Here is a 26,699-nt window from a genome sequence, read left to right as displayed (position 1 = left end):
ATCTGGTCCGGCGCCCGAGCGCAGCGTTGTCTTTTTGGCCCGGCCCGTGCAGGTCAGGGAACCGAACCCCGGTTTCGGCCGATGACGTCCGAATCGCGGTCCGCGTACCCCGGCGAGAAGCTGGGCCTGCCGGAAACCGGACCGGGGTCCCTGGCCCCGATGGGACGCCGGCTCGGCGCGTTGATGATCGACTGGCTGATCTCCTACGGCCTGGCGGCGCTGGCCCTGCGCTTCGGTGCTTTCTCCGAACACATGCTGGCGACGGCGGTGCTGGCCATCTGGTTCGTGTTGGGCGTGGTCTCGGTGCGGCTGTTCGGCTTCACGCCGGGGCAGTTGGTGCTGGGGCTGCGGGTGGTGCCGGTCGACGGGCAGGCGGCGGTCGGCATCGTCCGCGCGGTGGTGCGGGGCGTGCTGGTGGGAACGGTCGTCCCGGCGTTGTTCACCGACTGGGACGGCCGTGGTCTACAGGATCGGCTGACCGCAACCGCGGTCGTGCGACGCTGAGTCGAGGGCTACTTGCGGCGCACGGTGCGCTGCACGCCCCGCATCTTGCCGGCGTTGGGGAGCGGTCCCTTCGGTAGGACGGCGGCACCGGCCCGCGTTCCCAACGCGGCCAACCGGGACTCCAGCGTGTCCATCTGTTTGGCGGTGATGTTGGCCGGCAGTCGGTTGAGGTGGCGCTCCAGCTTGGACAGCGGAACCTCGTCGTCGCCATTGCCGACGATGATGTCGTAAATCGGCACGTCGCCGATCAGCCGCGCGGTGCGCTTCTTCTCCTGGGCCAGCAGCGGCCGGACCCGTGCCGACGACCCTTCCCCGACCAAGATGACGCCGGGCCGGCCGATGACCCGGTGCACCGCGTCGAGGTGGCCGGTCGCGGCCACCCCCGGCGTCACCCGCCACTTGCCGCGCAAGTTATCCAAAGCCCATGCGGCGGCACCGGTTTGGCCCTCGGCCTTGCTGTAGACGCTCTTCTGGGCGCGGCGGCCGAAGATGATGAAGGCGACCAGCCCGCCCAGCACCACGCCCAGCGGGATCAGGGTGATCATCGTCAGCCCGCCGGCCCACACACCGACCGCCACCGAGATGGCGATGATCAGGACGAAGGCACCGATCATGTAGGGCAGCAGCCGCTTGTCCTCGCGGCGCTGCATGTTGAACGCCTGCCACAGCTGGGCGCGCCGCTCCTTCGCGGCGGCCTTGCGCGCGGCTTGCGCCTGCGCTCGGGCGGCCTTGTTCTCAGCGGCGTTGCGGGGTTTAGCCATAGTCAAAGAATACGTACCGGCGCCGGTGACTAGCGCGCCGCGGCATCTTCAGGCGCGGGTGCGCGCGGCCTGCTCGTAGAGCCGGCCCGCCCGGTAGGACGACCGCACCAGCGGCCCGGCCAGCACGCCGGCGAAGCCCAGCGCCTCGGCGTGCCGGGCGAACTCGACGAACTCGTCGGGATGCACCCAGCGTTCGACCGGATGGTGCCGCGTCGACGGTCGCAGGTATTGGGTGATGGTGACGATGTCGCAGCCGGCGCCCCGCAGGTCGGCCAGGGCGGTGCGCACCTCGTCGGCGGTTTCGCCCAGCCCGAGAATGAGATTGCTCTTGGTGACCAGCCCGGCATCGCGCGCCGCGGTGATGACGTCGAGGCTGCGCCGGTAGCTGAACGCGGGCCGGATCCGCTTGAAGATGCGGGGCACGGTTTCGACGTTGTGCGCCAACACTTCCGGGCGGGTTCCGAAAACCTCGGCAAGCCGGGCGGGCTCGCCGTTGAAGTCGGGGATCAACAATTCGACGCCGGTCGACGGGTTGAGTTCCTTGATGGCGCGCACCGTCTCGGCGTAGAGCCAGGCCCCCCCGTCGGGCAGGTCATCGCGGGCCACGCCGGTGATGGTGGCGTAACGCAGTCCCATGGTGCGCACGCTGTCGGCGACGCGCCTCGGCTCGTCGCGGTCCAAGTCGGCGGGCTTGCCGGTGTCGATCTGGCAGAAGTCGCAGCGCCGGGTGCACTGGTCACCACCGATCAGAAAGGTGGCTTCCCGGTCCTCCCAGCACTCGAAGATGTTGGGGCAGCCGGCCTCTTCGCAGACCGTGTGCAGCCCCTCGCGGCGGACCAGGCCCTTCAACTGGGTGTATTCGGGTCCCATCCGGGCCCGGACCTTGATCCACGGCGGCTTGCGTTCGATCGGCGTTTGCGCGTTGCGGACCTCGAGGCGCAGCAATTTGCGGCCTTCGGGTGCGACAGTCACATGGCTGATGCTACGCGCGTGCCCGGGTGTTCCTGGACCGGCAGGGCGCCGTCGAGGGCATCGCAGACAGCGGCGGCGACGGCCGCGCGGACGTCGTCGACCACCACCGGACGTCCCAGCTCGGCGGACAACGACGTCACGCCGGCGTCGCTGATGCCACAGGGCACGATCGTGCCGAACGCGCCGAGGTCGCAGTCGCAGTTGAGCGCGAACCCGTGCAGGGTGGTCGCGCGTGACACCCGGACGCCGATGGCCGCCACCTTGCGGTCGGGGCGGCCGCCACTGCCGGGCACCCACACCCCGGAGCGGCCGTGCACCCGGCATGTCTGAAGGCCCAGGTCGCCGCACACCTTGATCAGCGCCTCCTCGAGGCGGCGAACGTAGTTCACCACGTCGAGCGGTTCAGCCAGGCCGATGATCGGATACCCGACCAGCTGCCCCGGGCCGTGCCAGGTGATCTTGCCGCCGCGGTCGGTGTCGACCACGGGGGTGCCGATCACCGGCCGTTCGTGCGGCTCGGTGCGCCGCCCCGCGGTGTAGACGGGCGGGTGCTCCAGCAGCAGCAGTGTGTCGCTGCCGCCGGCGACCCTCGCATCGGCCAGCTCGCGCTGCAGCTGCCAGGCGGTGCGGTAGTCGACCGTTCCGAGCTGGCGAACGTCGATCGCGGCCCGGCTGGACCGGATGGAGTCGATCACGTTCGCGACGGTACTCGCCGGGCAGGCGCCCCGCGACGCCGCGCCACGCTGGCGTGACGCTGGGCGGCGTCAGCCACACTCGCCGGCCGTGGCTAGTCGCGGTCGCGTCGCGCCGTGGCGTAGCCGAGCGCCTCACCAATCGTGTTGTGGTGGAACTGGAAACCGGCCCGCTCCAGCGCGGACGGGATGGCGCGCTGGCCGATCAGCACACCCTCGTCGGCGAACTCACCGAGCGCGGCCCGCACGGCGAACCCTGGCATCATCAACGGCGTCGGCCGGTTGACCGCCCGCCCGAATGCGGTGGTGAATTCGGCATTGGTGACCGGCGCGGGCCCGGTCAGGTTGACCGGCCCGGACAGCGCGGTGTTGGTGATCGCGAACAGCAGCGCGCGCACCTCGTCCTCCAGGGTGATCCAGGACATGTATTGACGGCCGCTGCCCAGCCTGGCCCCGAGGCCCGTCCGAAACAACGGCCGTAGGCGCCCCAGCGCGCCGCCCGCGGGGGAGAACACCAGCCCGGTGCGGGCGAGCACCACCCGGGCGCCACCGTATTGCGCCGGCAGCGTGGCGGCCTCCCAGTCTTCGCACAGCTGGGCCAGGAATCCCTTTCCCGCCCGGTCGTTTTCGTCGACCACGCGGTCCTTGGTGTTCCCGTAGTAGCCCACCGCGCTGGCGTTGACCAGGGTGCCCACCCCGGCCTCGGCGACGGCGTGCGCCAAGACTTCGGTGGGAGCGATGCGGCTGTCCCGCAGGCCCTGCTTGAAGGCGCCCGACCAGCGACGCTGGCCGATGTTGACACCGCACAGGTTGACGACGGCGTCGACGTCGCTGATCGCGTCGACGTCGATCTCGCCGCTCTCGGGGTTCCAGTGCAATTCGTCGGAATTCGACGGCGCGCGGCGCACGATGCGCAACACCCGGTGGTCGGCCGCACGCAGCGCCGCGGTCAAAGCGGATCCGATCAGTCCGGACGAACCCGCTATGGCGATGACGAGCTTGGCCACCGTATGCCCGCCCCCCTAAAGACCCAAGTCGGCCTCGAACGCTCCCTCTTCGAGCCGGTTCTTGATCGTGGTGAGGAAGCGTCCGGCATCAGCGCCGTCGATGAGCCGATGGTCATAGGTGAGCGGGAGATAGCAGATGGAGCGCACGCCGATGGACTCGTTGCCGAATTCGTCGACGATCACCCTGGGCCGCTTCACGATGGCCCCGGTGCCCAGCATGGCGGCCTGCGGCGGGACCAGGATGGGGGTGTCGAACAACGCGCCCTGGCTGCCGATGTTGGTGATGGTGAAGGTTCCGCCGGACAGTTCGTCCGGTTTGAGGTCACCGGAGCGGGCGCGCGCGGCGATGTCGGCGATGGCCCGGGCCAGTCCCGCCAGCGAGAGGTCGCCGGCGTTGTGGATGACGGGGGAGAGCAGGCCCTGATCGGTGTCGACGGCGAAGCCGAGATGTTCGGCGTCGTAGTAGGTGATCTCCTTGGTCTGCTCGTTGTAGCTCGCGTTGATGTTGGGGTGGATCTTCAACGCGTCGATCACCGCCCTGGCGATGAACGGCAGGAACGTCAGGTTCACCCCCTCGCGTTCGGCGAACGCCGACTTCGCCCTGGCCCGCAACCCGACGATCCTGGTCATGTCGACCTCGTGCGTCTGGGTGAGCTGGGCCGTGGCCTGCAGGGATTCCCGAGTTTTGTTCGCCGTGAGCTGGCGGATCCGGCTGGCCTTCTGCGTGGTGCCGCGCAGGTGCGCCAGCGCCGGCGCCGGGGTGGGCGCGGCCGCCGGAGCCGGCTTGCCGTCCCGGGCCGGCGCGGCAGCGGGCGGCGCCTGCGGCGGCGCGGGCGCCTTCTGGGCCTGTTGCTTCTTTTCCGCCGCGGCGAGCACGTCTTGCTTGCGGATGCGGCCGCCGACGCCGGTGCCGCTGATTTCGGCGAGATCGATGTTGTGCTCGGTGGCAAGTTTGCGCACCAGCGGGGTCACGTACGGTGCGCCGTTCGGGCTCGAGCCGCTCGGCTCGGCCGCCGGTTGTGCCTGCGCCGGTTGGGCTTTCGGTGCGGGCTCGGGCTGCGAAACCGGCTGCGGTTCGGGCTTCGCCTCGGCCTTGGGCGGCTCGGGTGCCGGCTCGGGCTTGGGTTCCGGTTTGGGGGCGGGCGGGGGCGTGGGCGCGGAAGCGGCTTCCGAGCCGCTGCCGATGCGGGCCAGCTCGCCGCCGACCGGGACGGTGGCGTCCTCTTCGGCGGTGATGCTGATCAGGACGCCGGCCACCGGGGACGGGATCTCGGTGTCCACCTTGTCGGTCGACACCTCCACCAGCGCGTCGTCCACCTGGACCGAGTCGCCGACCTTCTTCAGCCAGCGGGTCACCGTGCCCTCGGCCACAGACTCGCCGAGCTCGGGCATCAACACCGGGGTGGCGTCGCCGCCGCCGGAGCTCTGCGCAGCGGGCTGGGGCTCGGGCTCCGGCTGGGCCGGCGCTTCGGGTTCGGGCTCGGGTTGGGCCGGCGGGGCGGATTCGGCCTGCGGCTCGGGCTGGCTGGGCGCCTGCGGGGCCGCCTCGGAACCGCCGCCCTCCGAACCACCCTCCGCCGAGTCGCCGATCACGGCCAGCTCGCCGCCCACCTCGACGGTGTCGTCCTCCTGGGCGACGATCTTGGTCAGCACACCCGCGGCGGGCGACGGGATTTCGGTGTCGACCTTGTCGGTGGACACCTCGACGAGGGGCTCGTCGAGCTCGACCGTGTCGCCTTCCTGCTTGAGCCACCGGGTGACCGTCCCTTCGGTGACGCTCTCACCGAGTGCCGGCATCTGGACGGAGAAGGCCATCGTTTTTGACTCCTCGATCGCTCGTGGGTCGGGGTGGGTCGAACATGTCGCTAGCCGTTCGAAGTAACTATCCAAAACTATCCTGTCACTGCGTCCGCACCGGCACACATCCAGGGCGGACCGCGCGCGGTTGCCGGGACGCCCCGAACGCCCTTGCTACGGTGTGGCCACTGCAGTTGAAGCGGGGAGGTCGGAGATGCCGGCAACACAACAGCTAGTCCAGCATTTCGTCGACAGCGCCGACGGCGCGCGAATCGCGGTCTACGAGGAAGGCAACCCCGACGGGCCCACCGTCGTGTTGGTGCACGGCTTCCCCGACTCCCACGTGCTGTGGGGCGGTGTCGTGCCGCTGCTGGCCGACCGGTTCCGCATCCTGCGGTACGACAACCGTGGCGTCGGTGAGTCCTCGGCGCCCAAGCCGGTGTCGGCGTACCGCATGGACCGGTTCGCCGATGACTTCGCCGCGGTGACCGCCGAGCTCAGCCCCGGCCGGCCCGTGCACGTGCTCGCCCACGACTGGGGCTCGGTCGGCGTGTGGCACTACCTGAAGCGGCCGGGCGCCGCTGACCGGGTCGCCACGTTCACGTCGGTGTCCGGCCCCAGCCAGGACCAACTGGTCGACTACATCTTCAGCGGCCTGCGGCGGCCCTGGCGCCCGCGCACCTTCGCCCGGGCGATCAGCCAGGCGCTGCGGCTGACCTACATGATCTTCTTCTCGATCCCGGTGCTCGCGCCGCTGGCGTTGCGGCTGACGCTGTCGATCCCGGCGCTTCGGCGCAACGCGGTGGACAACATCCCCGTCGAGCAGATTCACCACTCGCCGCACCTGGCCCGCGACGCCGCCCGTTCGGTGAAGACCTATCCCGCCAACTACTTTCGCTCGTTCTCCGGCCGCGGGCAGGGCGTCCACGTCGTCGACGTGCCCGTGCAGCTGATCGTCAACACCAAGGACAAGTACGTGCGGCCGTACGGGTACGACCACACCCCGCGCTTCGTACCGCGGCTGTGGCGGCGCGACATCAAGGCCGGCCACTTTTCGCCGATGTCCCACCCGCAGGTGATGGCGGCTGCGGTGCACGAGTTCGCCGACCTGGCCGAGGGCAAACCACCCAGCCGCGCGCTACTGCGCGCGCAGGTCGGCCGCCCCCGCGGATCCTTCGGCGACACCCTGGTGTCGGTCACCGGCGCCGGCAGCGGAATCGGTCGCGAGACGGCGTTCGCGTTCGCACGGGAGGGCGCCGAGCTGGTCATCAGCGACATCGACGAGGCGGCCGTCAAGGCCACGGCCGACGAGATCGCCACCCGCGGCGGCGTCGCGCACCCCTACGTGCTGGACGTGTCCGACGCCGCGGCCGTGGAGGCGTTCGCCGAGCGGGTCAGCGCCGAGCACGGGGTGCCCGACATCGTGGTCAACAACGCCGGCATCGGCCAAGCCGGGGGCTTCCTGGACACCCCGGCCGACCAGTTCGACCGGGTGCTCGACGTTAACCTGGGCGGCGTGGTCAACGGCTGCCGGTCCTTCGCGCGCCGGCTGGTCGAGCGGGGCACCGGCGGGTACATCGTCAACGTGTCGTCGATGGCCGCCTACGCCCCGCTGCAGTCGCTGAACGCGTACTGCACCTCGAAGGCGGCGACCTACATGTTCTCCGATTGCCTGCGCGCCGAACTCGACGCCGCGGGAGTGGGGCTGACCACTATCTGCCCGGGCGTCATCGACACCAACATCATCAACACCACCCGGTTCGACGCGCCCGCCGGAAAGGTCGAACAGGTCGACGGCCGGCGCGGCCAGCTCGGCAAGATGTTCGCGCTGCGGCACTACGGCCCCGACAAGGTCGCCAACGCGATCCTGTCGTCGGTCAAGAAGAAGAAGCCGATTCGCCCCGTGGCCCCCGAAGCCTATGCGCTGTACGGACTTTCGCGCGTCGCGCCGCAGGGCCTGCGCAACTTCGCGCGGATGCGGGTGATCTGACCCGCGGTTCAGGTGCCCGCCCGCGCCGCGCCCTGACGGCCCGTGAGCAACACCCCGCCGATCGCGATCAGCCCGATGACGGCCAGCGGAATGGACCACATGCGCCGACTGCCCACCGACGACTGGCACTGCGCCACATAGTCGGTGTGGGGCACGACCTGATTCAGGATCGGGATGTTCGCCACGCTGTTGTTGTTCGCGCTTCTGGCCGCGGACAGGTCCGTCGCGACGGCGTTGCCGCACCCGATCGAATGGCCGTTGCCGTCGGAAATCGACACCGGCGCCAACAGCCCGATCACACCGGCCAGCAAAAGAACCGCGCCCACACCGAGGATCAACCGTCGAATCGTCACGATCTCGCCTTTCGCCGTCCGGATTTGGACCGCTAGAAGATTAACCACTGTCGGGGGCCGGTAAACCCGAATTTGATCCGGTACGACGCCCGCTACGTGGGTATTCCGCCGCGGTAGCGAAAGGGGAATTGGTTGTGGTGCTGAGTGCGACGCGGGACGTGGCCGCGCCTTGCGAGCGGGTGTGGGAAGTGCTGGCCCAAGGGTGGACCTACACCCAATGGGTGGTGGGCAACAGCCGCATGCGGGCGGTCGATCCGAACTGGCCGGAGCCCGGCTCATCGATAAGGCACTCGATCGGGATCTGGCCGCTGGTGATCAACGACGCGACCGTCGTCGAAGAGGCGGAACCGCCGCACAAGCTGGTGCTGTGTGCCCGCCTTGGGCCGCTCGGCGCCGCGCGGATAACGATGCTGCTGCACGAGACCCCGACGGGCTGCCGGGTGGAGATGATCGAAGTGCCCGTCGAGGGCCCGATGGGCGCCGTGCCCAATTCGCTTGCGCTGGCCGCGGCTTACCCGCGCAACAAGGAATGCCTGTGGCGACTGGGGGCCCTGGCGGAGCGCAAGGAGCCGAGCCAGGTGAAGTGATCGTGCGGGACACCGCGGACGCCGTCGTCATCGGGGCCGGACACCACGGCCTGGTCGCCGCCTCGATGCTGGCCGACGCCGGATGGGACGTGCTGGTGCTCGAAGCCCAGCCGGAACCTGGCGGCGCGGTCCGCAGCGCGGAGCTGACGCCCGGCTACATCACCGACCTGTTCAGTTCCTACTACCCGATGACGGTGGCCTCACCGGCGATGGCGGCGCTGCGGCTCGAAGACCACGGGTTGCGGTGGTCGCACGCGCCGGCGGTGGTCGGGCATCCGCGCAGCACGGCCGATGACGATCCGCCCATCGTGTATCGCGACCCCGCCCGCACCGCAACGGAATTCGCGCGGCGGGAACCCGCCGACGGCGATAACTGGTGGCGCCTGGTGGACTTGTGGCAGCGGATCAAGGCTCCGCTGCTCGACGCCATGCTGGCGCCCTTCCCGCCCGTGCGCCCGCTGATGCGACTGCTGACCAAACTCGGTACGGCCGAGGCGATTCGGGTGGCGCGACTGTTGGTGCAGCCGGCCAACACGATGGCGAGCGAGCTGTTCGTCGGCGAGGCGCCCCGAGTTCTGTTGTTGGGCAACGCGATGCATGCCGATGTCCCTCCCGACGCGCCGATCAGCGGCGCCATGGGATTCCTGATGACGATGCTGGCCCAGGACGGCGGCTGGCCCGTGCCGGTCGGGGGTTCCGGTCAGCTGACGGCCGCGCTGGTCAACCGTGCCCGCTCGGCGGGCGCGCGAATCGAATGCAACCAGAACGTTTCCCGCATCCAGGTGCGGGGCGGACGCGCGGTCGGGGTGACGACGGCCGAGGGGCGCACCGTCGCGGCCCGGCGGGCGATCGTCGCCGACGTGACGGCACCGCGCCTGTTCGGTGACATGCTGCCCGCCGATGCGTTGCCGCCCAAACTGTTACGCGACCTCGAGCACTTCACGTGGGATCCGCCGGTGGTCAAGGTCAACTACGCGCTCGGCAAGGCCGTTCCCTGGCGGGCCAAAGACCTGCACGATGTCGGCACCGTTCACCTGGGGGCCGACGGCGACGGGCTGGTTCGCTGGATGGCCGACCTGAACACCCGGGTGGTGCCCGAGCATCCGTTCATGTTGTTCGGCCAGACCACCACCGCGGATCCGAGCAGGTCTCCGGCGGGTACCGAAAGTGTTTGGGCCTATACGCATTTGCCGCGCAACGTCGCCGACGACGCGTCGGCCGACCGGCTCGCCGAGCGGATGGACCGGGTCATCGAGGAACACGCGCCGGGCTTCGGTTCGGCGGTCATCGACAGGTTCGTGCAGCGGCCGTCGGACCTGGAGGCCAGCGACGCGAACCTGCACATGGGGGCGCTCAACGGCGGCACCGCGCAATTGCAGCAGATGCTGATCTTCCGCCCGGCACCCGGCATGGGCCGGGCCGAAACTCCGGTGCAGGGGCTGTATCTGGGTAGCGCTTCGGCGACCCCGGGCGGCTCGGTGCACGGAGCCTGCGGGCGCAACGCGGCCAACGCCGCGCTGGCCGCCGACGGCGCGACCGGCTGGCCCCGCCGCACGGTGCAGCGGGCCGTCTTCTCGTTGGTGGCGGGTAAGCGCTAGCCGTTCACTAGCCTTTTTCGCAGATGTCCTCGAGCACCGCGAACATGGTCCGCGTCGGCACACCGGTGCCGCCTTTGGGGGTGTACCCCCACGGGCTGCCGGTGTTGTACGCCGGGCCGGCCACGTCGATGTGCGCCCAGCTCACGCCGTCGGCGACAAATTCGCGCAGGAACACCCCGGCGACCAGCATGCCGGCGAAGCGCTGGCCGCTGATGTTGGACAGGTCGGCCACGGTCGATTTCAGGTCGTCCTTGAGTTCGTCGGGCAGCGGCATCGGCCAACCGTTCTCGCCCACCCGCTGCGAGATCGCGGCGACCCGGTCGCGGAACTCGTCGCTGCCCATCACGCCGGGGATCCGGGCGCCCAGCGCCACCGTCTGCGCGCCGGTCAACGTGGACGTCTCGATCAGGTAGTCGGGGTTGTCCTCGCACGCCCGCACGATGGCGTCGGCCAGGATGAGCCGACCCTCGGCGTCGGTGTTCTGCACCTCGACGGTGATGCCGCCGTACTGGGTCAGCACGTCGCCCGGACGCTGCGCGGTACCCGACGGCATGTTCTCGGCCATCGGCACGGTGGCGATCACGTCGATCGGCAGCCGCAACTGCGCGGCCAGCGCCACCGTGGCGATGACCGCGGCCGCGCCGCCCATGTCCGAGGTCATGTAGTGCATCGACGCCGCCGGCTTGATCGAGATGCCGCCGGTGTCGAACGTGATGCCCTTGCCGACCAGCGCCACTCGCTTGGCCTGCTTCGACTTCTTGGCCAGCTTCGCGCCCCGGTGGGTCAGCCGCACCAGCCGCGGCGGCCGCGACGAGCCCTGCCCGACGCCGATCACGCCGCCGTAGCCGGCCTTCTGTAGCGCCTTGTCGTCGAGCACCTCCACCTCGAGTCCGACGGATTCGCCCAAAGCCTTTGCGCGCTTGGCGAATTCGGCCGGGAAGAGGTGACTTGGCGGCGTGTTGACGAAGTCACGGGCGGTGGCCACCGCCGTCGCCACGGCCGCGCCGTGCGCGCCGCCCGCTTTGGCGTCCTTCGATGCGGACAGCACGGTGATCTTGCGCAGCCCTTTGTCTTTCGGCGCGGTCTTGCCGCTGCGGAATTCGGTGAACCGGTAGCTGCCCAGGATGAGCCCCTCGACGGCCGCCGAGCAGACGTCGGCGTCAAAGTCGCCGGGCAGCGTGAGGAGCGCCGCCTCGGCGGTACCCAGCGACCGCGCCGCCACACCCGCGGCGCGCCGGACGGTGTCGGCCGGCCACTCCGGACGCGGTTTACCCAGGCCGACCGTCAGCACGCTCGACGCCGGCAGCGACGGCACCACCAGGCGGTGGACCTGCTCGCTGCCGCCGGTGGCGTCCAGCGCCCGCAGGCCGGATTCGATCTCGGCGACCGCGTCGGCCGGCAGCAGCGACTCGCCCGCCGCGACCGCCGCCCCGGGCCTGTCCTCGTCGCCGGTCGAGACGACCGGCACGATCAATACCGAAGAACCCGCCCCGCGTTTCGGCAGCGACGTGGCGACGTTGACGGATGGGCCTGGATAGCTCAATTCGGTGCTCACGGGCATTTACCCTAAACGCCGGAGCCCGCGCCGAGGTCGGCGGCGCCCGCGCCCTGCAGCTCGAAGGCGACGACGGGGGCGTCAAAACCCTTGAGGTCAAAGGGACCGCGGGCCGTCGCCGGCCAATCCGGCAGTTGCTCGTGCAGGGCCGAATCGGCCAGGATCTGGCACGGGGCGGCGGCCCCGACCAGGCGCGCCGCCAGGTTGACCGGGCTGCCGAAGTAGTCCCCGTTGATCGCCAGGACGCTGCCGTAGGCGAGGCCGGCGCGGACCTGCAGGCCCTCCTCGCGTGCCCGCGGGTGCTCGACGAGGTCGACCGCCGCCCTGGCCAGGCGTTCGGGCGACGCGCTCACCCACATCACCTCGTCGCCGATGAACTTCACCACCCGGCCGCCGTCGCGGTGCACCACATCCGCGACGGTCCCGGCGAACTCGTTGAGCAGATCCGAAAGCTGGGCGGGGGTCAGCGCGCGGGTGAGCACGGTGAAGCCGGACAGATCCGCAAAACCGATGCCGCACACCACGCTTGCCGAGGTGTCGCGAAGGACGCCCTCGAAGTGGGTTCGGGCGCCGGTCAGATGGTGGCGGTGAACGACGTCAATCAGCGCCGAAATCCGGGGGACGAACTCCGCGACCGCGCGGTACGCCTGCGCCGTGGCGAGCTCGTCGTTGGTGTAGGTCATCTGGATGTCCGGCGTCCCGGCCCGGATCGCGGTCGACTCGGCCTCCGCGAGCCGGGCCATCGCCGCGCCGAGCACCCGCAGCAACCCGAACGCGCCGTCCTCGCCCACCACCGTCTTCAAGGCCACCCAGGTCGCCAGCGCGTCGACGTCGGCCTGGCTCAGCACCGGAACGTCGGGGCCGGCGACCGTCAGGCCGAGCAGACCCCACGCGTGGGTGACTTCCTCGGGTGACAAGCCGAGCTGCTCGGCGGCGGTCGCCATCGTGTGGATCGGGCGGCCCGACCATTGCAGGACGTCGCCGGCAAGCCCAAACAGCCGCCCGCGCTGCTCGGCTTCCACCATTTCGTCGACGCTGAAGCCGAGTTCGTCGAGGTACTTGATCAGGTCGGCCCGCTCGCGCGCACGAGCGATTCCGGCAGCCTCCAGCGCTTCGAAGTCCGGGGAATCGACCACCCACCCAAGTGTGCCAGCAGCCGCGATTAGGGTGAACCGTCGTGACCGATGACCTGCAGCATGGCCCGCTCGAAGACCGCCACCGCGACCTGGGGGCCAGTTTCGCCGAGTTCAGCGGCTGGCTCATGCCCGTGTCGTACGCGGGCACCGTCAGCGAACACAACGCCACCCGCAACGCCGTCGGCCTGTTCGACGTCAGCCACCTGGGCAAGGCGTTGATCCGCGGGCCGGGCGCCGCCGAATTCGTCAACTCGACGCTCACCAACGACCTGAGCCGAATCGGGCCCGGCAAGGCGCAATACACGTTGTGCTGCAACGACTCCGGCGGCGTCATCGACGATTTGATCGCCTACTACGTCGACGACGACGAGATCTTTCTGGTGCCCAACGCCGCCAACACCGCCGCGGTGGTCGAGGCGCTGCGGGCGGCCGCCCCGGCGGGTCTGACGATCACCAACGAGCACCACTCCTACGCGGTGCTCGCGGTGCAGGGTCCGCGCTCGACGGATGTGCTCGGCGAGCTGGGCCTGCCGACCGGCATGGATTACATGGGCTACGCCGACGCCTCCTACGCGGGGGTCCCGGTGCGGGTCTGCCGGACCGGATACACCGGGGAGCACGGCTACGAGCTGCTGCCGCCGTGGGAATCCGCGGGTGTGGTGTTCGACGCGCTGGCCGCGGCGGTCGGCGCCGCCGGCGGCGAACCCGCCGGGCTGGGCGCCCGCGACACGCTGCGCACCGAGATGGGCTACCCGCTGCACGGGCACGAACTGGCGCTGGATATTTCGCCGCTGCAGGCCCGATGCGGCTGGGCGATCGGTTGGAAGAAGGGCGCGTTCTTCGGCCGGGACGCGCTGCTGGCGGAGAAGGAGGCCGGACCGCGGCGGCTGCTGCGCGGCCTGCGGATGGTCGGGCGCGGTGTGCTGCGGCCCGGTCTGACGGTGCTCGCCGGTGAGACGCCGGTGGGGGTCACCACGTCGGGGACCTTTTCCCCGACGCTGCAAGTCGGCATCGGGCTGGCGCTGATCGACACCGGCGCCGGCGTCGAGGACGGCCAGCGGGTGACCGTCGACATCCGCGGGCGCGCCGCCGAGTGCGAAGTCGTGCGGCCGCCCTTCGTCGACGCGAAAACTCGTTAGTGCGGCCGGTTCAGGTGAAAAGCCCGGTCGCAGGCGGATATACAATCAGCCCCATGACCAGCGGCTCCCTCGAGTTCACGGTTTCACGTTCGGCCCACCCCGCGACCGACGCCGAACGTGGATCCATCCTGGCCGCGCCCGGTTTCGGCAAATACTTCACCGACCACATGGTCTCGATCGACTACGACGAGGAGCGGGGCTGGCACAACGCGCGCGTCATCCCGTACGGCCCGATCGAACTGGACCCCTCGGCGATCGTGCTGCACTACGCGCAGGAGATCTTCGAAGGGCTCAAGGCCTACCGCTGGGCCGATGACTCGATCGTGTCGTTTCGCGCCGAGGCCAACGCCGCGCGGATGCGGTCGTCGGCGCGGCGCCTCGCGATGCCCGAACTGCCCGACGAACTGTTCATGGGCTCGCTGTGCCAGCTCATCGCCGTCGATAAGGCCTGGGTGCCGTCGGCCGGCGGGGAAGACGCGTTGTATCTGCGCCCGTTCATCATCGCCACCGAGCCCGGGTTGGGCGTGCGGCCGTCCAAGCGGTACCGGTATCTGCTGATCGCCTCACCGGCCGGCGCGTACTTCAAGGGCGGCATCAACCCCGTCACCGTTTGGGTGTCGACGGACTACGTGCGGGCCAGCCCGGGCGGCACCGGCGCGGCGAAGTTCGGCGGCAACTACGCCGCCTCCCTGCTTGCCCAGGCCGAGGCCGCCGCACACCAGTGCGACCAGGTGGTGTGGCTGGACGCCGTCGAACGCCGCTTCGTCGAGGAGATGGGCGGCATGAACATCTTCTTCGTGTTCGGCAGCGGCGGGTCCGCGCGGTTGGTCACCCCGGAGCTGTCCGGTTCGCTGTTGCCCGGGATCACCCGGGATTCGTTGCTGCAGTTGGCGATTGACGCCGGGTTTTCCGTCGAGGAACGCAAGATCGACATCGACGAATGGCAGAAGAAGGCCGCCGCCGGCGAGATCACCGAGGTGTTCGCCTGCGGCACCGCCGCCGTCATCACGCCGGTCTCGCACGTCAAGTACGGCGACACCGACTTCACCGTCGCCGACGGCCGGCCCGGCGAAGTGACGATGGCGCTGCGCGACACGCTGACCGGGATCCAGCGCGGCACCTTCGCCGACACCCACGGCTGGATGGCGCGGCTCGGCTAGCTTCGCCGTCGACCGCCCGGCTGCCGCGGGCGCTCGCGGTGGCGCGGCCGTGGTGAGATCCGCCCGTCGAACGGAAGCTGGTTTCACGCTCGCGCGCCGGGCTAACCGCGCCGGGCTAACCGCGCCGGGCGCTCGCGGCTAGAACCGCACCAGTGCGGCGAGCGCGACGGCGCTCGCCGTCGTGGTCAGCTCGATCGCCGCACCCAGCACGTCACCGGTGATGCCGCCGAATCGCCGCACGCAGTGCCGCACCAGCACCGCGCCGCAGCCCAACGCCGCCAGCACCGCGGCCGGCCCCTGCCAGGGCCGGGGTCCCGCCGCCAGCGCAACGACGAGCAGCGCCGCGACCCAGGCCGCCGCCACGATCACCGGCTGGCTACCGGCGACCCGTCCGCCCAGCGCGCTGCCCGCGGCCGCCGGCACCGACCGCCGACTTGCCAGCACCGCGGCGACCCGGCCCGCCAAGACCGATACGGCGATGCCGATGAGCCCCGGCCAGCCCGCCGCCCCAAGCGCCGCGTAGGCCAGCCCCTGCAGCGCGATCACCAAGACGACGGCCGCCGCGCCGAACGGTCCGGTCGACCCGTCGCGCATCACCGCCAGCGCGCGCTCCGGCGGGCCGTAACAGCCCAGCCCGTCGGCCGTGTCGGCGACCCCGTCGAGGTGCAGGCCGCGGGTGGCCAACAGCAGCACCGCCACCGCGAGCAGGCCGGACAGCGCGCTGGACGCACCGAAGGCCCAGCACCCGGCCCACGTCACCGCCGCGGCCAGCGCACCGAGGACGGCCCCGACCACCGGCAGCGCCGTCATGGCGCCGCGGCCCAGCGGCGCGTGCCGTGAACCCGGGACGGGAAGCACCGTGCCGAAAGCGAAAGCCGTTGCCAGCGAACGCATCACAGCGGGGGAGACGCTTGGTCGGACACACCGGCCTGCGTGAACGTGGCCATCGACGACAGGGTGGCCACCGCGGCGCGCAGCAGCGGCAGCGCCAATGTGGCGCCGCTTCCTTCGCCCAGCCGCATCCGCAGATCCAGAATCGGCTCGAGGCCCAGCTCGGTGAGCGCCAGGGCATGACCGGGTTCGGTGGACCGATGACCGGCCTGCCACCAGAGCCGGGCGCCCGGAGCCAGCCGCTCGGCGACCAACGCGGCGGCGGTCACCGCCATCCCGTCTAGCAGCAGCGGAGTGCGCCGCACCGCGGCCTGCGCGCAGAAGCCCGCCAGCGCGGCCAAGTCCGCGCCCCCGCCGCAGCGCAGCAGCGCCACCGCGTCGGGCAGCACCCGCCGCGCCCGGAACAGGGCATCGCGCACCGCGGCCGTCTTGCGAGCCCAGCCGGCGTCGTCGATCCCGGTGCCGAAGCCCACCACCGCAACCGGTTCGGCGTTCGTCAGCGCCGCCACCAACACCGCGGCCGGGGTGGTGTTTCCGATCCCCATGTCCCCGGCGATGAGCAGGTCGGCGCCGGCGTCGACCTCCTCGTCGGCGATGGCCCGGCCCGCGGCGATCGCGGCGGCGGTCTCGTCGTCGGTCAGCGCGTCCTCGACGGCGATGTCGCCGCTGCCGCGCCGCACCTTGTGGGCGCCGATCCGCTCGGTCAGCGCGTCGCCCGCCACCGCCAGGTCGGCGACCCGCACCGTCGCGCCGGCGATGTCGGCGAGCACATTGATCGCCGCCCCGCCGGCATCGAAGTTGGCGACCATCTGAGCGGTCACCTCCGGCGGGTAGGCCGAGACTCCCGAGCGGGCGACGCCGTGGTCACCGGCGAACACCACCACCCGGGCACGCTCGAATTGCTTTGGCGGGCAATGTCCTTGGCATGACGCGACCCACACCGAAAGGTCCTCCAGGCGGCCAAGCGCGCCCCTCGGCTTGGTGAGCGTGTCCTGGCGGGCGCGGGCGGCCGCGGCGACGCCCGCATCGGGCGGCGATACCGGGGCGAATTCCATCAGGTCCCCGGCGGCTTGATCGGCACCGCTTGCCCGGCCACTACCAGCACCACCCGGTCGCACAGCTGCGCGACGCGCTGGTTGAGGCTGCCCAGCTCGTCGGCGAATCGGCGCCCGGACGCGGTGGCCGGGACGACGGCCAACCCCACCTCCGGGCTGACGAGCACCAGCGTGGAGCCGAATCCGCTGACCGCGGCGAGCATCTCATCAACCGGGGCCGCCACCGATCCGCCGTCCCATCCGTCGTGGCGATCCAGCGTGCCGGTCAGCCAGCCGCCCAGATCGTCGACCAGCGTCGGGGTGTCCGGCGAGCTCCGCAAATGCGTTGCGACGTCGCCGGATTCGACCGTCGACCAATGCGCCGGCCGGCGGCTGCGGTGCTCGGCGATCCGGTGCGCCCAGGCCGCGTCGCCCGCACCGGCGGGGCCGGGGGCCAGGTAACAGACCGGCTGGCCGGCCGGCAGCGCCTCGGCGATGGCGCCCTCCGCCCACCGGGATTTGCCCGACCGGATCCCGCCGAGCACCAGAGTGCGCACCGTGCTCAGGCGGCTTTCCCGCGTCTAACCGACATCGCTGCCGCGCTCGACCTGGGGCCGCGGTGTGCGCATCCGTCGCATCTGCGAGGCCCGGCCGGCGGCGTACAGTCCCAGCTTCCAACGGCTCTCGGTGTTGTTGGGGAACTTGGCGTCCACCAGCCTGCTCACCTTGCGGCCCAACAGGACCCCGTCGATGCCCATCACCGCCATCAGCACCAGCATCGCCGGGGAGACCCAGAGCTGCAGCTGCGGCGTGGTGAACATGGCGAACATCAGAAACAGCGTCGCCGGCATGAACAAGCCGAGCAGGTTGCGCCGGGCATCCACCACGTCGCGTGCGTAGCGCCGGATCGGGCCCTGGTCACGCGGCAACAGGTATGCCTCGTCGCCGGCCATCATGCGTTGCCGGCGATCCGTCATCCGGGCGCGGCTGGCGGCCCGGTCGGCCTTGCGCTCCTCGCGGCTGAGCTTGGGGCCGGCCAGCGTCTTGCGCCGGGCCCGCGCCTCCGACGCGGTCATCGGCGCGGGCGCCACCGGCCCCTTGCGCCGCGCCTGACTGCGCTTGGGCGTGGGCCGGCCCTTGGGGCTCGTCCCACGCGACCCGCGCGCGGTTGTCTCGGGGGCGTCGGCATCCACTGTGCCCGCGCCCTCGTCGAGGTCCTCGTCCTGGCCCTTCTTACGGCCCATCAACTTCACAGAGGCCAGGTTACTTCGCGAACGGCCCGTCCCGGAATTGGCTTGGAATGCCTTGCTATTAGACCTGCGTCAGCCCCTCACTTGGCCCTACTCTTACCAGTGATGAACGGCTGCCTGTGATGGACGACGGGTCCATGGCCTCGGACGATGCTGCCTCCGGCCTCGCTCCGGGCCGGCTGCAGCTGCCCGCCATGCTCGTCCTGGTGGCTCCGGATTGCTATGGCGACAGCATGACGGCCGTGGAGGCGGCCGCGGCGATCGCGACCGGGTGGACCCGAAGCCGTCCGGGCGACCGGTTTGTGGTCGCGCCGCAGTCCGACGGCGGCCCCGGCTTCGTCGAGGTGCTCGCCAGCCGGCTGGGGAAGGCGCGGCGGCTGCGGGTATCCGGGCCGCTGTCCACCATGGTCGAGGCCAAATGGGTGTTCGACCCCACCACGACCACCGCCTACCTGGAATGCGCGCAGGCGTGCGGCCTGGCTCTGCTGGGCGGTCCGCCCACCCCGGAGACGGCGATGGCGGCCCACAGCAGGGGAGTGGGGCAGCTGATCGCCGAGGCGATGCGGGCCGGGGCGACGCGGATAGTGGTCGGCCTCGGCGGCAGCGCGTGCACCGACGGCGGGCAGGGGATGATCGCCGAGCTCGGCGGCCTGGACTCCGCGCGCCGCCAGCTGGGCAACGTGGAGCTCATCGCCGCCTCCGACACCGAATACCCGCTGCTCGGGCCGTGGGGAGCGGCCAGGGTGTTCGGACCGCAGAAGGGCGCGGACACGGTCACCGTCGCGGCCCTCGAAGTCCGCCTCCAGGCGTGGGCGCTGATCCTGGAAGCCGTCGCCGGGCGCGACGTCAGCGCGGAACCGGGTGCGGCCGCGGCCGGCGGTATTGGTGCCGGGCTGCTGGCGCTCGGCGGCCGGTGCGAGTCGGGCGCGGCGATCATCGCCCATCACACCCGCCTGGCCGACGATCTGGACATGGCGGAGCTCATCGTCACCGGTGAAGGCCGTTTCGACGAGCAATCGCTGCACGGCAAGGTGGTGGGCTACCTGGCGGACGCCGCCCGGCCGCGGGGAGTGCCGGTGATCGTGCTGGCCGGCCAGGTCGACCTGGACAACGCCACGGTCCGCTCGGCGGGCATCATGTCCGCCCTGTCCATCGCCGAGCACGCCGGATCGGCGCGGCTGGCGCAGGCCGACGCGGCCAACCAGCTGATGGGTTTGGCTTCCGTGGTGGCGGCGCGACTCGGGAATAGCGGTCCTGCAAGGTACCGTTGATCCTGTGGGCTTTTTCCGGGCGGATCTGGCCGCGTAAAGCGAGACCAGCGGGCTCGAACCTGAACGGACCCACCCAACGATGAGGCATGTAGGAGAAGCAATGACGGTGCAAAACGAGTCGACCGCCAAGACGCACGGCGTGATCCTGACCGAGGCCGCCGCCACCAAGGCAAAGTCCCTGCTCGACCAGGAGGGCCGGGACGACCTGGCGCTGCGGATCGCGGTCCAGCCGGGTGGGTGCGCCGGCCTGCGCTACAACCTTTTCTTTGACGACCGGACGCTGGACGGCGACCTGACCGCCGACTTCGGCGGGGTGACGTTGACGGTGGACCGGATGAGCGCGCCCTACGTCGAAGGCGCGTCCATCGATTTCGTCGACACCATCGAGAAGCAGGGCTTCACGATCGACAACCCCAACGCCACCGGCTCGTGCGCCTGCGGCGACTCGTTCAACTGACCGGGTAGCCGCGGGCTCAGTACGAGCCACCGGTGCGGAGCACGTACGAGCAGACCATGATCTGGCCCCGCTGGAACAGCAGCTGGGCGATGCCCTGTAAGTCACCGCGCAACGGGCCCCCGCCCGCGGGAGACGCCTTCATGGTGAACAGCGCCTGGGCCTGGTACTGCGACAGGTAGACGATCTTGTCGATCGAGGTGACCTCGACCTCGGAGAATTGCTTGCGGAACGCGTCGCTGCTCAACTTGGCCAGCGCCTGGTCGGACCGTTTGTCGCGGACGCCGTCGTACATGCCACACAGCGCGTTGCGTTCGATCTCCGCAAGGTCGCGGTGGTCGAGCGCGTCCAGGTACCCCTGGATGGCCGTCTTCGCGGCGCCCTCCGAGAACGTGGCCCCGGTGTTGGCCCCGTTGGTGCGCACGCCGTAGACGATCGCCACCGTCAGGGCGGCCGCCAGCGCGACGGCCAACAGCACTCCGACGACCAGCCGCCGCTTGGATCGTGGCTGCGGCGGGTAGGGCATCGGCGGGCGCGGCTGCCCGGCATAATTGGCCGGAGTCGGGTCGCCGGCTCCCGGGTGGTCGGGAAATTCGAGCGGCTGAGATTCGGCCCGGGGCTCAGGTCCGCTGGGTCCGCTGCCGCCGACGGTGTGGTTCGGCGAGTGCGGACCTGCCATCCTGGTTCTCCTACGGTGGTAGACGGGAGTACGTGCGGGATACCCCGACCGGGCATCGTGACCCGGTGACTTGAGCGAGTTCCCTAGGGAGGCTAGCGCACCGCTTCATGCCGACCGTGGACACAGCGACGGTCCGGAGGCGTGCGTAAGCTAGATAACCTTGCTAACGAAGGGCGGAGACATTCGTGACGATCGCGGTGACAGGTTCGATTGCGACCGACAATTTGATGCGGTTCCCCGGCAAGTTTTCCGAGCACCTGCTGGCTGAGCACTTGCAGAAGGTATCGCTCAGCTTTCTGGTCGACGACCTGGTGATCCACCGCGGCGGCGTCGCGGGCAACATCGCCTTCGCGATCGGCGTGCTCGGCGGCGACGTCGCGCTGGTGGGCGCGGCCGGCGACGACTTCGACGACTACCGGCAGTGGCTGCAGTCGCACGGTGTCAACTGCGACAACGTGTTGATCTCGCGGACGGCGCACACCGCGCGATTCACCTGCACCACCGATGACGACATGGCCCAGATCGCGTCGTTCTACCCCGGCGCCATGTCGGAGGCCCGCAACATCAAGCTGGCCGACGTGGTGTCGTCCATCGGCGAGCCGGACCTGGTGATCATCGGGGCCAACGACCCCGACGCGATGGTGGTGCACACCGAGGAGTGCCGCAAGCTGGGCCTGCCCTTCGCCGCCGATCCGTCCCAGCAGCTGCCCCGCCTGTCCGGCGAGGAGATCGACAAGCTCGTCGACGGCGCCGCCTACTTGTTCACCAACGACTACGAGTGGGAGCTGCTGCTCAACAAGACCGGCTGGTCGGAGTCCGAGGTGCAGGGCAAGGTCGGCCTGCGGGTGACCACCCTGGGCCCCAAGGGCGTGGACATCGTCGAGTCCGACGGCACGACGACCCACGTAGGGGTGGTGCCCGAGACCAGCCAGACCGACCCCACCGGCGTCGGCGACGCGTTCCGGGCCGGTTTCCTCACCGGGCGCAGCGCCGGCCTGAACCTCGAGCGCTCCGCGCAGCTGGGCTCCTTGGTAGCCGTGCTGGTGCTGGAATCGACGGGGACCCAGAACTGGGACTGGGACCGCGAGACCGCGGTCAGCCGGTTGGCCGGCGCCTACGGCGACGACGCGGCCAACGAGATCGCCGCGGTGCTCGCTTAACCGCGTCGAGAGTGAGCCGACGGCGGGACCGTTACAGCTGCACGGGGTAATGCGGTTCGCTGATCTGCGGCACCACGCTGTGCTCGACGAAGATCGCGTGCCAGAGCATGAAGATCAGCAGCGTCCACAGCCGGCGGCTGTGATCGCCCGCGCCGTTGCGGTGCTCGTCGAGCATCCGCCGTACGGCGGCCAGGTCGACGAAGCGATCGGCTTGCGAGGACGCCACCAACCCGTAGGCCCAGTCCAGCAGGTCGCCCGCGCGCAACCAATGCCGGATCGGCACCGGGAACCCGAGCTTGGGCCGGTGCAGCACGTGCGCGGGCACGATCGGCTCCAGCGCCCGCCGCAGCGCGTACTTGGTGGTGGTGCGGGTGATCTTCGCCTCGACGGGCAGTCGCGAGGCGACGGCGAACACCTCGGGATCCAGGAACGGCACCCGCAGCTCGAGCGAGTTGGCCATCGTCATCTTGTCCGCCTTGACCAGGATGTCGCCGCGCAGCCAGGTGAACAGGTCGACGTGCTGCATGCGGGCCACCGGGTCCCAACCCGCCGACTGGGCGTACACCGAGGCGGTGACGTCGGTGTGGGTCCATTCCTCCCGGAAACCCGGCAGCACTTCGCGCAGCTGCGCGTCGGAGAAGCTGCGGGCGTTGCCGTAATAACGCTCCTCGAGCGTCAGCGACCCGCGGTGCAGCAGGCTCTTGCCCCGCATGCCCTCCGGCAGGGGCTTGGACACCTTGCCCATCGACCGCCGCAGCGGTCGCGGCAGGTAGTCGAAGGGCTTGAGCGACAACGGCTCCCGGTAGATCGTGTAGCCGCCGAACAGCTCGTCGGCGCCCTCCCCGGACAGCACCACCTTGACGCGCTTGCGGGCCTCCCGCGCGACGAAGAACAGCGGCACCAGCGCGGGGTCGGCCACCGGTTCGTCCAGGTACCACACGATTTCGGGCAGGGCGGCGACGAACTCGTCCGGGTGGACCACCTTGGCGATGTGGCGGGCGCCGATCGCCTCGGCCGAGGCGACCGCGACGTCGATCTCGGAGAACCCCTCCCGCTCGAAACCGGTGGTGAAGGTGATCAGGTTGGGGTTGTGCCGGATGGCCAGCGCCGCGATGGCGGTGGAGTCGATACCCCCGGACAGAAACGCCCCGACGGTGACGTCGGCGCGCATGTGCTTGGCCACCGAGTCCTCGAGCACCGCGGTGATCTCGTCGTAGCGGGCCTGCTCGGTGTCGCGGGTGATGGGTGTGGCCGCGAATCGGGGCACGAAATAGCGGGTGACCTCCGGCCGCCGCCCGGGGCGGATCCGCGCGTAGCAGCCCGATTCGAGCCGGCGCACCCCGCGATGCAGCGTCTCGGGCTCGGGCACGTACTGCAGCACGGTGTAGTGCTGCACGGCACGGTCATCGATCCCGGTGTCGAATCCGCCCAGCTCCGCTAGGTCTAGCAGGCATTTCTTCTCGCTGGCCACCGCCGTGCCCCCGGCCCCGGTCGCCATGAAGAGCGGTTTGATGCCGAAAGGGTCTCGGGCGCAAAACAATTCACCGGTGGCGGTGTCCCACAGGGCGAAGGCGAACATGCCGCGCAGCCGGGTGAGCACGTCGGCGCCCCAATAGTGGTAGCCGGCGACGATGGCCTCGCCGTCGCCGTCGGTGGCGAACACCGCGCCGTGTGCGGTGGCCAGCTCGTCGCGCAGCTCGAGGTAGTTGTAGATCTCCCCGTTGAACACCAGCACGTAGCGGTCGGGCGCCTCGGGCGGCCCCCACCGCAGCGGCTGGTGCGAATGCGCGATGTCGATGATCGACAGCCGGTTGAAGCCGAACACGACCGATCCGTCGGCACCCGGGTCGGTCCACGTGCCGGGTTCGTCGGGGCCGCGGTGGCGCATCAGATGCGACGCGCGCGCGACGGCCGCGTCGGCCCGGGCGGCAGCGTCGTCACTGGCACTGTCCGGGGCAGCGACGAACGCCAGCAGACCACACACGGCGCCCCAGTATGCCGCACTTCGGCCGCGGCCGTGGCCGCCGCACCCGGCACGTCGCGATCGGCCGATCGGCCCAGCGGGCCGGGGTTTCGTCGCTCGGGTCGGCGGCGTGGTCTACGCTGCGTAGTATTCGATATCCGAGCAGGAGGCGCCAACGTGACACCTCGCGAGCAGGTCCGTTCGCAACGTATGTCGCAGGGCAGGTTTCGGCAGGGTCTGTCCCGTCGACTGCGGCCGCTGGCGCTGGCCGCGACGCTCGGCGTGTTGGCGCTCACCCTGAGCGGATGCAGCTGGTCGGACGTGCTGGGCCTGGGCTGGCCAAAGGGCATCACCCCGCAGGCCCAGCTGAACCGCGAGCTGTGGATCGGAGCGACGATCGCCTCGCTGGTCGTCGGCGTCATCGTGTGGGGTTTGATCTTCTGGGCGTCGGCCTTCCACCGGAAGAAGGCCACCGACACCGATCTGCCGCGCCAGTTCGGCTACAACATGCCGCTGGAGCTGGTGCTCACCGTGACGCCGTTCCTGATCATCTCGGTGCTGTTCTACTTCACCGTGGTGGTGCAGGAGAAGATGCTGCACGTCGACAAGGACCCCGAGGTGGTGGTCGACGTCACCGCCTTCCAGTGGAACTGGAAGTTCGGCTACCAGCGCGTTGACTTCAAGGACGGCACGCTGACCTACGACGGTGCCGACCAGGCGCGCAAAAACGCCATGGTCTCCAAGCCCGAGGGCAAGGACGCCCACGGCGAGGAGCGCGTCGGGCCGGTCCGCGGGCTCAACACCTCCGACCGCACCTACCTGAACTTCGACAAGGTGGAAGTTCTGGGCACCAGCGACGAAATCCCGGTGCTGGTACTGCCCACCGGCAAGCGCATCCAGTTCCGGTTGGCGTCCGCGGACGTCATCCACACGTTCTGGGTGCCCGAGTTCCTGTTCAAGCGCGACGTGATCCCCAACGCCGAGGCGAACAACTCGGTGAACGTCTTCCAGGTCGACGACATCAGCAAGCCCGGGGCGTTCGTGGGCCACTGCGCCGAGTTCTGTGGCACGTATCACTCGATGATGAACTTCGAGGTTCGGGTGGTGCCGCCCAACGACTTCAAGGCTTACCTGCAGCAGCGGATCGACGGCAAGAGCAACGCCCAGGCGTTGCAGGCGATCGGTCAGGCGCCGCTCGCGGTGACCACTCACCCGTTCGACACCAAGCGCGGTCAGTTGGCCGGAAGCCAGTAGGTTAGGACACCAAATGCATATCGAAGCCAGGCTTTTCGAATTCATCGCCGGGTTTTTCATTTTGGTTGCGGTGCTTTATGGCGTGCTGACCGCGCTTTTCGCCACCGGCGGTGAGGAGTGGGCCGGGACGACCGCGCTGGCGCTGACGGGCGGGCTGGCGTTGATCGTGGCCACCTTCTTCCGGTTCGTGGCGCGTCGCATCGATACCCGCCCCGAGGACTACGAGGGCGCCGAGATCAGCGACGGAGCAGGTGAATTGGGCTTTTTCAGCCCGCACAGCTGGTGGCCGATCCTGATCGCGCTGTCTGCCTCGGTGAGCGCGGTGGGTATCGCGCTGTGGCTGCCGTGGCTGATTGCCGCAGGGGTGATGTTCGTCCTCGCGTCGGTTGGGGGATTGGTCTTCGAGTACTACGTGGGGCCCGAGAAGCACTGATCCGCAGCCGTTAAGGTCACAATCCGATCACGTGATCTGTGGCCGGTTCGCCAAGACTTCTTTGCCCCTCTCGGTTCGGTAGTGTTTTGCCCAGGCAAATGACAATTTCTCAAGCGCGCGCGCAACGACATGGCCCCGAGGCCCCGCGCGCTGGTGAGGCAGTCGGACAGGGCAGGCAAAGATGAGCGGGCCGAAACCACCGGAATGGGATCCCGAGGATCCCGATTCCGTGAACGAGGCTCCCCACCAACCGGATTCCGATATCGAGGCCGCGGACGTTCCCGAACCCGGGGGCGAACCCGGTGGCGTCGAAGAGATCGAACCCTTCGACGACGGCGCCGAGCCGGCGGCCGACCAGACCGGCCAGACCGACGCCTATTCGCGGGCCTATTCGGCCCCGGAGTCCGAGCATTTCATGAGCGGCCCGTACCTGCCGGCCGACCTCAGGCTCTACGACTACGACACCTTCGACGAGTCCGCCGACGACGAGGAAGAACACGGCGCTCCGCGCTGGCCATGGGTGGTCGGGGTCGCCGCCATCGTGGCCGCCATCGCGCTCGTGGTGTCGGTGTCGCTGCTGTTCGCGCCCACCTACACCACCAAGCTGGCCAACCCCAACACCACCACCGTCCCGTCGCTTGTCGTGATCGAGCAGTTCAGCCGGCTCACGCGGAAGAGGCTGGACGCCTCGACGGAGCCGACGTCGGACTGCGAGATGGGCGTGACGGTCATCGACCATGGGATGTACACGTTGTGCTGGGTGCGCCGCCGGCCGGACGCATCGACGTAGGTCACCGAGATGATGTCGCCGGGCGCCTTGGTGCCGGTCACCGAATAGGTCACCTGTCGCGGCCCGGCCGGTGTCGTCGGTGGCGGGGGTGGCGCCGCGGCCGTCGAGGTGGCCGGCGGCGGCGCCGGAGCGGGCGCCGGCGGTGGCGGCGGCGGTGCAGGCGTGACCGTCACGGTCTGTGTCTCCGTCGGTGGCGGGGGACGACACCATCTCGCCCGACGTCATCGACCGCATACTGATCGGGGCGTGCGCCGCCGTCTGGCTGGTGC

At 70.1% G+C, this 26,699-nt stretch carries 26 protein-coding genes and 2 pseudogenes; 13 read left to right on the top strand and 15 right to left on the bottom strand.

Features of this window, described 5'->3' with window-relative positions; genetic code table 11:
• The first annotated feature begins 81 nt into the window (after positions 1-81).
• Positions 82-504, top strand: coding sequence for an RDD family protein (locus A5697_RS03950; protein WP_067947463.1), 423 nt, complete (start codon positions 82-84; stop codon positions 502-504).
• Positions 505-512: 8 nt separating this feature from the next.
• Here the strand turns inward: A5697_RS03950 and A5697_RS03945 are convergent, their stop codons facing one another.
• The 5 genes from A5697_RS03945 to sucB all read right to left on the bottom strand — a co-directional run bounded on the left by A5697_RS03945 (position 513) and on the right by sucB (position 5,751).
• Entirely contained in the window at positions 513-1,265 is a 753-nt protein-coding gene (locus A5697_RS03945) for a DUF4191 domain-containing protein (protein ID WP_068008178.1), read from the bottom strand.
• 48 nt (positions 1,266-1,313) lie between these two features.
• Complete coding sequence (gene lipA / locus A5697_RS03940; RefSeq protein WP_068008175.1) at positions 1,314-2,237, bottom strand: lipoyl synthase; 924 nt, start codon at positions 2,235-2,237, stop codon at positions 1,314-1,316.
• Entirely contained in the window at positions 2,234-2,932 is a 699-nt protein-coding gene (lipB, locus tag A5697_RS03935; protein ID WP_068008172.1) for a lipoyl(octanoyl) transferase LipB, read from the bottom strand. Before lipB ends, lipA begins: the two co-directional genes overlap by 4 nt.
• Before the next feature lie 92 nt (positions 2,933-3,024).
• Complete coding sequence (locus A5697_RS03930) at positions 3,025-3,936, bottom strand: TIGR01777 family oxidoreductase (protein ID WP_068008166.1); 912 nt, start codon at positions 3,934-3,936, stop codon at positions 3,025-3,027.
• A gap of 15 nt (positions 3,937-3,951) precedes the next feature.
• Entirely contained in the window at positions 3,952-5,751 is a 1,800-nt protein-coding gene (sucB, locus tag A5697_RS03925; RefSeq protein ID WP_068008163.1) for a 2-oxoglutarate dehydrogenase, E2 component, dihydrolipoamide succinyltransferase, read from the bottom strand.
• A gap of 196 nt (positions 5,752-5,947) precedes the next feature.
• Between sucB and A5697_RS03920 the strand changes: the two genes are divergently transcribed.
• Complete coding sequence (locus tag A5697_RS03920; RefSeq protein ID WP_068008160.1) at positions 5,948-7,723, top strand: SDR family oxidoreductase; 1,776 nt, start codon at positions 5,948-5,950, stop codon at positions 7,721-7,723.
• Between the two features lie 8 nt (positions 7,724-7,731).
• On the opposite strand, the gene A5697_RS03915 is transcribed toward A5697_RS03920, so the two are convergent.
• Entirely contained in the window at positions 7,732-8,076 is a 345-nt protein-coding gene (locus tag A5697_RS03915; protein ID WP_068008255.1) for an aminopeptidase, read from the bottom strand.
• 137 nt (positions 8,077-8,213) lie between these two features.
• On the opposite strand from A5697_RS03915, the gene A5697_RS03910 reads away from it, so the two are divergent.
• Together A5697_RS03910 and A5697_RS03905 are read left to right on the top strand one after the other, a co-directional pair.
• Positions 8,214-8,663, top strand: a complete 450-nt coding sequence (locus tag A5697_RS03910) for an SRPBCC domain-containing protein (protein WP_068008248.1) — start codon at positions 8,214-8,216, stop codon at positions 8,661-8,663.
• A complete protein-coding gene (locus tag A5697_RS03905) occupies positions 8,660-10,261 on the top strand; it encodes an NAD(P)/FAD-dependent oxidoreductase (protein WP_082953230.1) in 1,602 nt (533 codons plus the stop codon). The genes A5697_RS03910 and A5697_RS03905 overlap by 4 nt, the downstream gene beginning before the upstream one ends.
• 7 nt (positions 10,262-10,268) lie before the next feature.
• On the opposite strand, the gene A5697_RS03900 is transcribed toward A5697_RS03905, so the two are convergent.
• A complete protein-coding gene (locus A5697_RS03900; protein ID WP_197500906.1) occupies positions 10,269-11,816 on the bottom strand; it encodes a leucyl aminopeptidase in 1,548 nt (515 codons plus the stop codon).
• 11 nt (positions 11,817-11,827) lie between these two features.
• Complete coding sequence (locus A5697_RS03895; RefSeq protein WP_068008154.1) at positions 11,828-12,952, bottom strand: adenylate/guanylate cyclase domain-containing protein; 1,125 nt, start codon at positions 12,950-12,952, stop codon at positions 11,828-11,830.
• A 41-nt stretch (positions 12,953-12,993) separates the two neighbouring features.
• Here A5697_RS03895 and gcvT point away from each other — a divergent pair, with 41 nt between their 5' ends.
• Both gcvT and A5697_RS03885 read left to right on the top strand, forming a co-directional pair.
• A complete protein-coding gene (gene gcvT, locus A5697_RS03890; RefSeq protein WP_068008151.1) occupies positions 12,994-14,091 on the top strand; it encodes a glycine cleavage system aminomethyltransferase GcvT in 1,098 nt (365 codons plus the stop codon).
• A gap of 53 nt (positions 14,092-14,144) precedes the next feature.
• A complete protein-coding gene (locus A5697_RS03885; protein ID WP_068008243.1) occupies positions 14,145-15,251 on the top strand; it encodes a branched-chain amino acid aminotransferase in 1,107 nt (368 codons plus the stop codon).
• Between the two features lie 138 nt (positions 15,252-15,389).
• Here A5697_RS03885 and A5697_RS03880 read toward each other — a convergent pair whose 3' ends face one another.
• From A5697_RS03880 to A5697_RS03865, 4 genes are read right to left on the bottom strand one after another with little or no spacing between them, the layout of a single operon-like run.
• Positions 15,390-16,148, bottom strand: coding sequence for an adenosylcobinamide-GDP ribazoletransferase (locus A5697_RS03880; protein ID WP_068008147.1), 759 nt, complete (start codon positions 16,146-16,148; stop codon positions 15,390-15,392).
• Complete coding sequence (cobT, locus tag A5697_RS03875; RefSeq protein ID WP_156673145.1) at positions 16,145-17,200, bottom strand: nicotinate-nucleotide--dimethylbenzimidazole phosphoribosyltransferase; 1,056 nt, start codon at positions 17,198-17,200, stop codon at positions 16,145-16,147. Before cobT ends, A5697_RS03880 begins: the two co-directional genes overlap by 4 nt.
• Positions 17,197-17,733 (bottom strand): bifunctional adenosylcobinamide kinase/adenosylcobinamide-phosphate guanylyltransferase, encoded by a 537-nt coding sequence (locus tag A5697_RS03870; protein WP_068008142.1) that lies wholly within the window; start codon positions 17,731-17,733, stop codon positions 17,197-17,199. Before A5697_RS03870 ends, cobT begins: the two co-directional genes overlap by 4 nt.
• 24 nt (positions 17,734-17,757) lie before the next feature.
• Positions 17,758-18,429 (bottom strand): DUF3043 domain-containing protein, encoded by a 672-nt coding sequence (locus tag A5697_RS03865; protein ID WP_068008140.1) that lies wholly within the window; start codon positions 18,427-18,429, stop codon positions 17,758-17,760.
• A gap of 191 nt (positions 18,430-18,620) precedes the next feature.
• On the opposite strand from A5697_RS03865, the gene A5697_RS03860 reads away from it, so the two are divergent.
• Together A5697_RS03860 and A5697_RS03855 are read left to right on the top strand one after the other, a co-directional pair.
• A complete protein-coding gene (locus A5697_RS03860; RefSeq protein WP_067945514.1) occupies positions 18,621-19,697 on the top strand; it encodes a glycerate kinase in 1,077 nt (358 codons plus the stop codon).
• 100 nt (positions 19,698-19,797) lie between these two features.
• Positions 19,798-20,154, top strand: a complete 357-nt coding sequence (locus tag A5697_RS03855; RefSeq protein ID WP_066951784.1) for an iron-sulfur cluster assembly accessory protein — start codon at positions 19,798-19,800, stop codon at positions 20,152-20,154.
• Positions 20,155-20,170: 16 nt separating this feature from the next.
• On the opposite strand, the gene A5697_RS03850 is transcribed toward A5697_RS03855, so the two are convergent.
• Entirely contained in the window at positions 20,171-20,830 is a 660-nt protein-coding gene (locus A5697_RS03850; RefSeq protein WP_067945504.1) for a hypothetical protein, read from the bottom strand.
• 185 nt (positions 20,831-21,015) lie between these two features.
• Here A5697_RS03850 and A5697_RS03845 point away from each other — a divergent pair, with 185 nt between their 5' ends.
• Complete coding sequence (locus A5697_RS03845; protein ID WP_068008137.1) at positions 21,016-21,990, top strand: carbohydrate kinase family protein; 975 nt, start codon at positions 21,016-21,018, stop codon at positions 21,988-21,990.
• A 31-nt stretch (positions 21,991-22,021) separates the two neighbouring features.
• Here A5697_RS03845 and asnB read toward each other — a convergent pair whose 3' ends face one another.
• Complete coding sequence (asnB, locus tag A5697_RS03840) at positions 22,022-23,974, bottom strand: asparagine synthase (glutamine-hydrolyzing) (protein WP_068008134.1); 1,953 nt, start codon at positions 23,972-23,974, stop codon at positions 22,022-22,024.
• 156 nt (positions 23,975-24,130) lie between these two features.
• On the opposite strand from asnB, the gene A5697_RS03835 reads away from it, so the two are divergent.
• The 3 genes and pseudogenes from A5697_RS03835 to A5697_RS03825 all read left to right on the top strand — a co-directional run.
• The gene (locus A5697_RS03835) at positions 24,131-25,207 is read left to right on the top strand and encodes a cytochrome c oxidase subunit II (protein ID WP_067945498.1); all 1,077 of its coding nucleotides are present in this window, start codon (positions 24,131-24,133) and stop codon (positions 25,205-25,207) included.
• Between the two features lie 13 nt (positions 25,208-25,220).
• Entirely contained in the window at positions 25,221-25,640 is a 420-nt protein-coding gene (locus tag A5697_RS03830; protein ID WP_068008130.1) for a cytochrome c oxidase subunit 4, read from the top strand.
• Between the two features lie 181 nt (positions 25,641-25,821).
• Positions 25,822-26,268: pseudogene (locus A5697_RS03825) on the top strand (hypothetical protein); the annotation flags it as partial.
• On the opposite strand, the pseudogene A5697_RS26910 reads toward A5697_RS03825, so the two are convergent.
• Positions 26,232-26,621 (bottom strand): annotated as a pseudogene (locus A5697_RS26910) (MmpS family transport accessory protein); the annotation flags it as partial. The pseudogenes A5697_RS03825 and A5697_RS26910 sit on opposite strands and share 37 nt — an antisense overlap.
• On the opposite strand from A5697_RS26910, the gene A5697_RS27560 reads away from it, so the two are divergent.
• On the top strand, positions 26,609-26,699 hold a 91-nt coding region (locus A5697_RS27560), incomplete at its 3' end, for a DUF2561 family protein (RefSeq protein ID WP_156673134.1). The pseudogene A5697_RS26910 and the gene A5697_RS27560 overlap by 13 nt on opposite strands.

Origin of the sequence: Mycobacterium sp. E3251 (assembly GCF_001666835.1) — a bacterium.
In the GTDB taxonomy this organism is placed as follows: Bacteria; Actinomycetota; Actinomycetes; order Mycobacteriales; family Mycobacteriaceae; genus Mycobacterium.
Note: the sequence above shows the minus strand (reverse complement) of the source record. Positions and strands in the feature narration are given on the sequence as shown.

Bases quoted from the DNA above. Each gene is read 5' to 3' on its own strand.
- A5697_RS03950 (WP_067947463.1), top strand. From the start codon at position 82: ATGACGTCCGAATCGCGGTCCGCGTACCCCGGCGAGAAGCTGGGCCTG.
- A5697_RS03945 (WP_068008178.1), bottom strand. From the start codon at position 1,265: ATGGCTAAACCCCGCAACGCCGCTGAGAACAAGGCCGCCCGAGCGCAG.
- sucB (WP_068008163.1), bottom strand. From the start codon at position 5,751: ATGGCCTTCTCCGTCCAGATGCCGGCACTCGGTGAGAGCGTCACCGAA.
- A5697_RS03920 (WP_068008160.1), top strand. From the start codon at position 5,948: ATGCCGGCAACACAACAGCTAGTCCAGCATTTCGTCGACAGCGCCGAC.
- A5697_RS03885 (WP_068008243.1), top strand. From the start codon at position 14,145: ATGACCAGCGGCTCCCTCGAGTTCACGGTTTCACGTTCGGCCCACCCC.
- A5697_RS03860 (WP_067945514.1), top strand. From the start codon at position 18,621: ATGCTCGTCCTGGTGGCTCCGGATTGCTATGGCGACAGCATGACGGCC.
- A5697_RS03855 (WP_066951784.1), top strand. From the start codon at position 19,798: ATGACGGTGCAAAACGAGTCGACCGCCAAGACGCACGGCGTGATCCTG.
- A5697_RS03850 (WP_067945504.1), bottom strand. From the start codon at position 20,830: ATGGCAGGTCCGCACTCGCCGAACCACACCGTCGGCGGCAGCGGACCC.
- A5697_RS03830 (WP_068008130.1), top strand. From the start codon at position 25,221: ATGCATATCGAAGCCAGGCTTTTCGAATTCATCGCCGGGTTTTTCATT.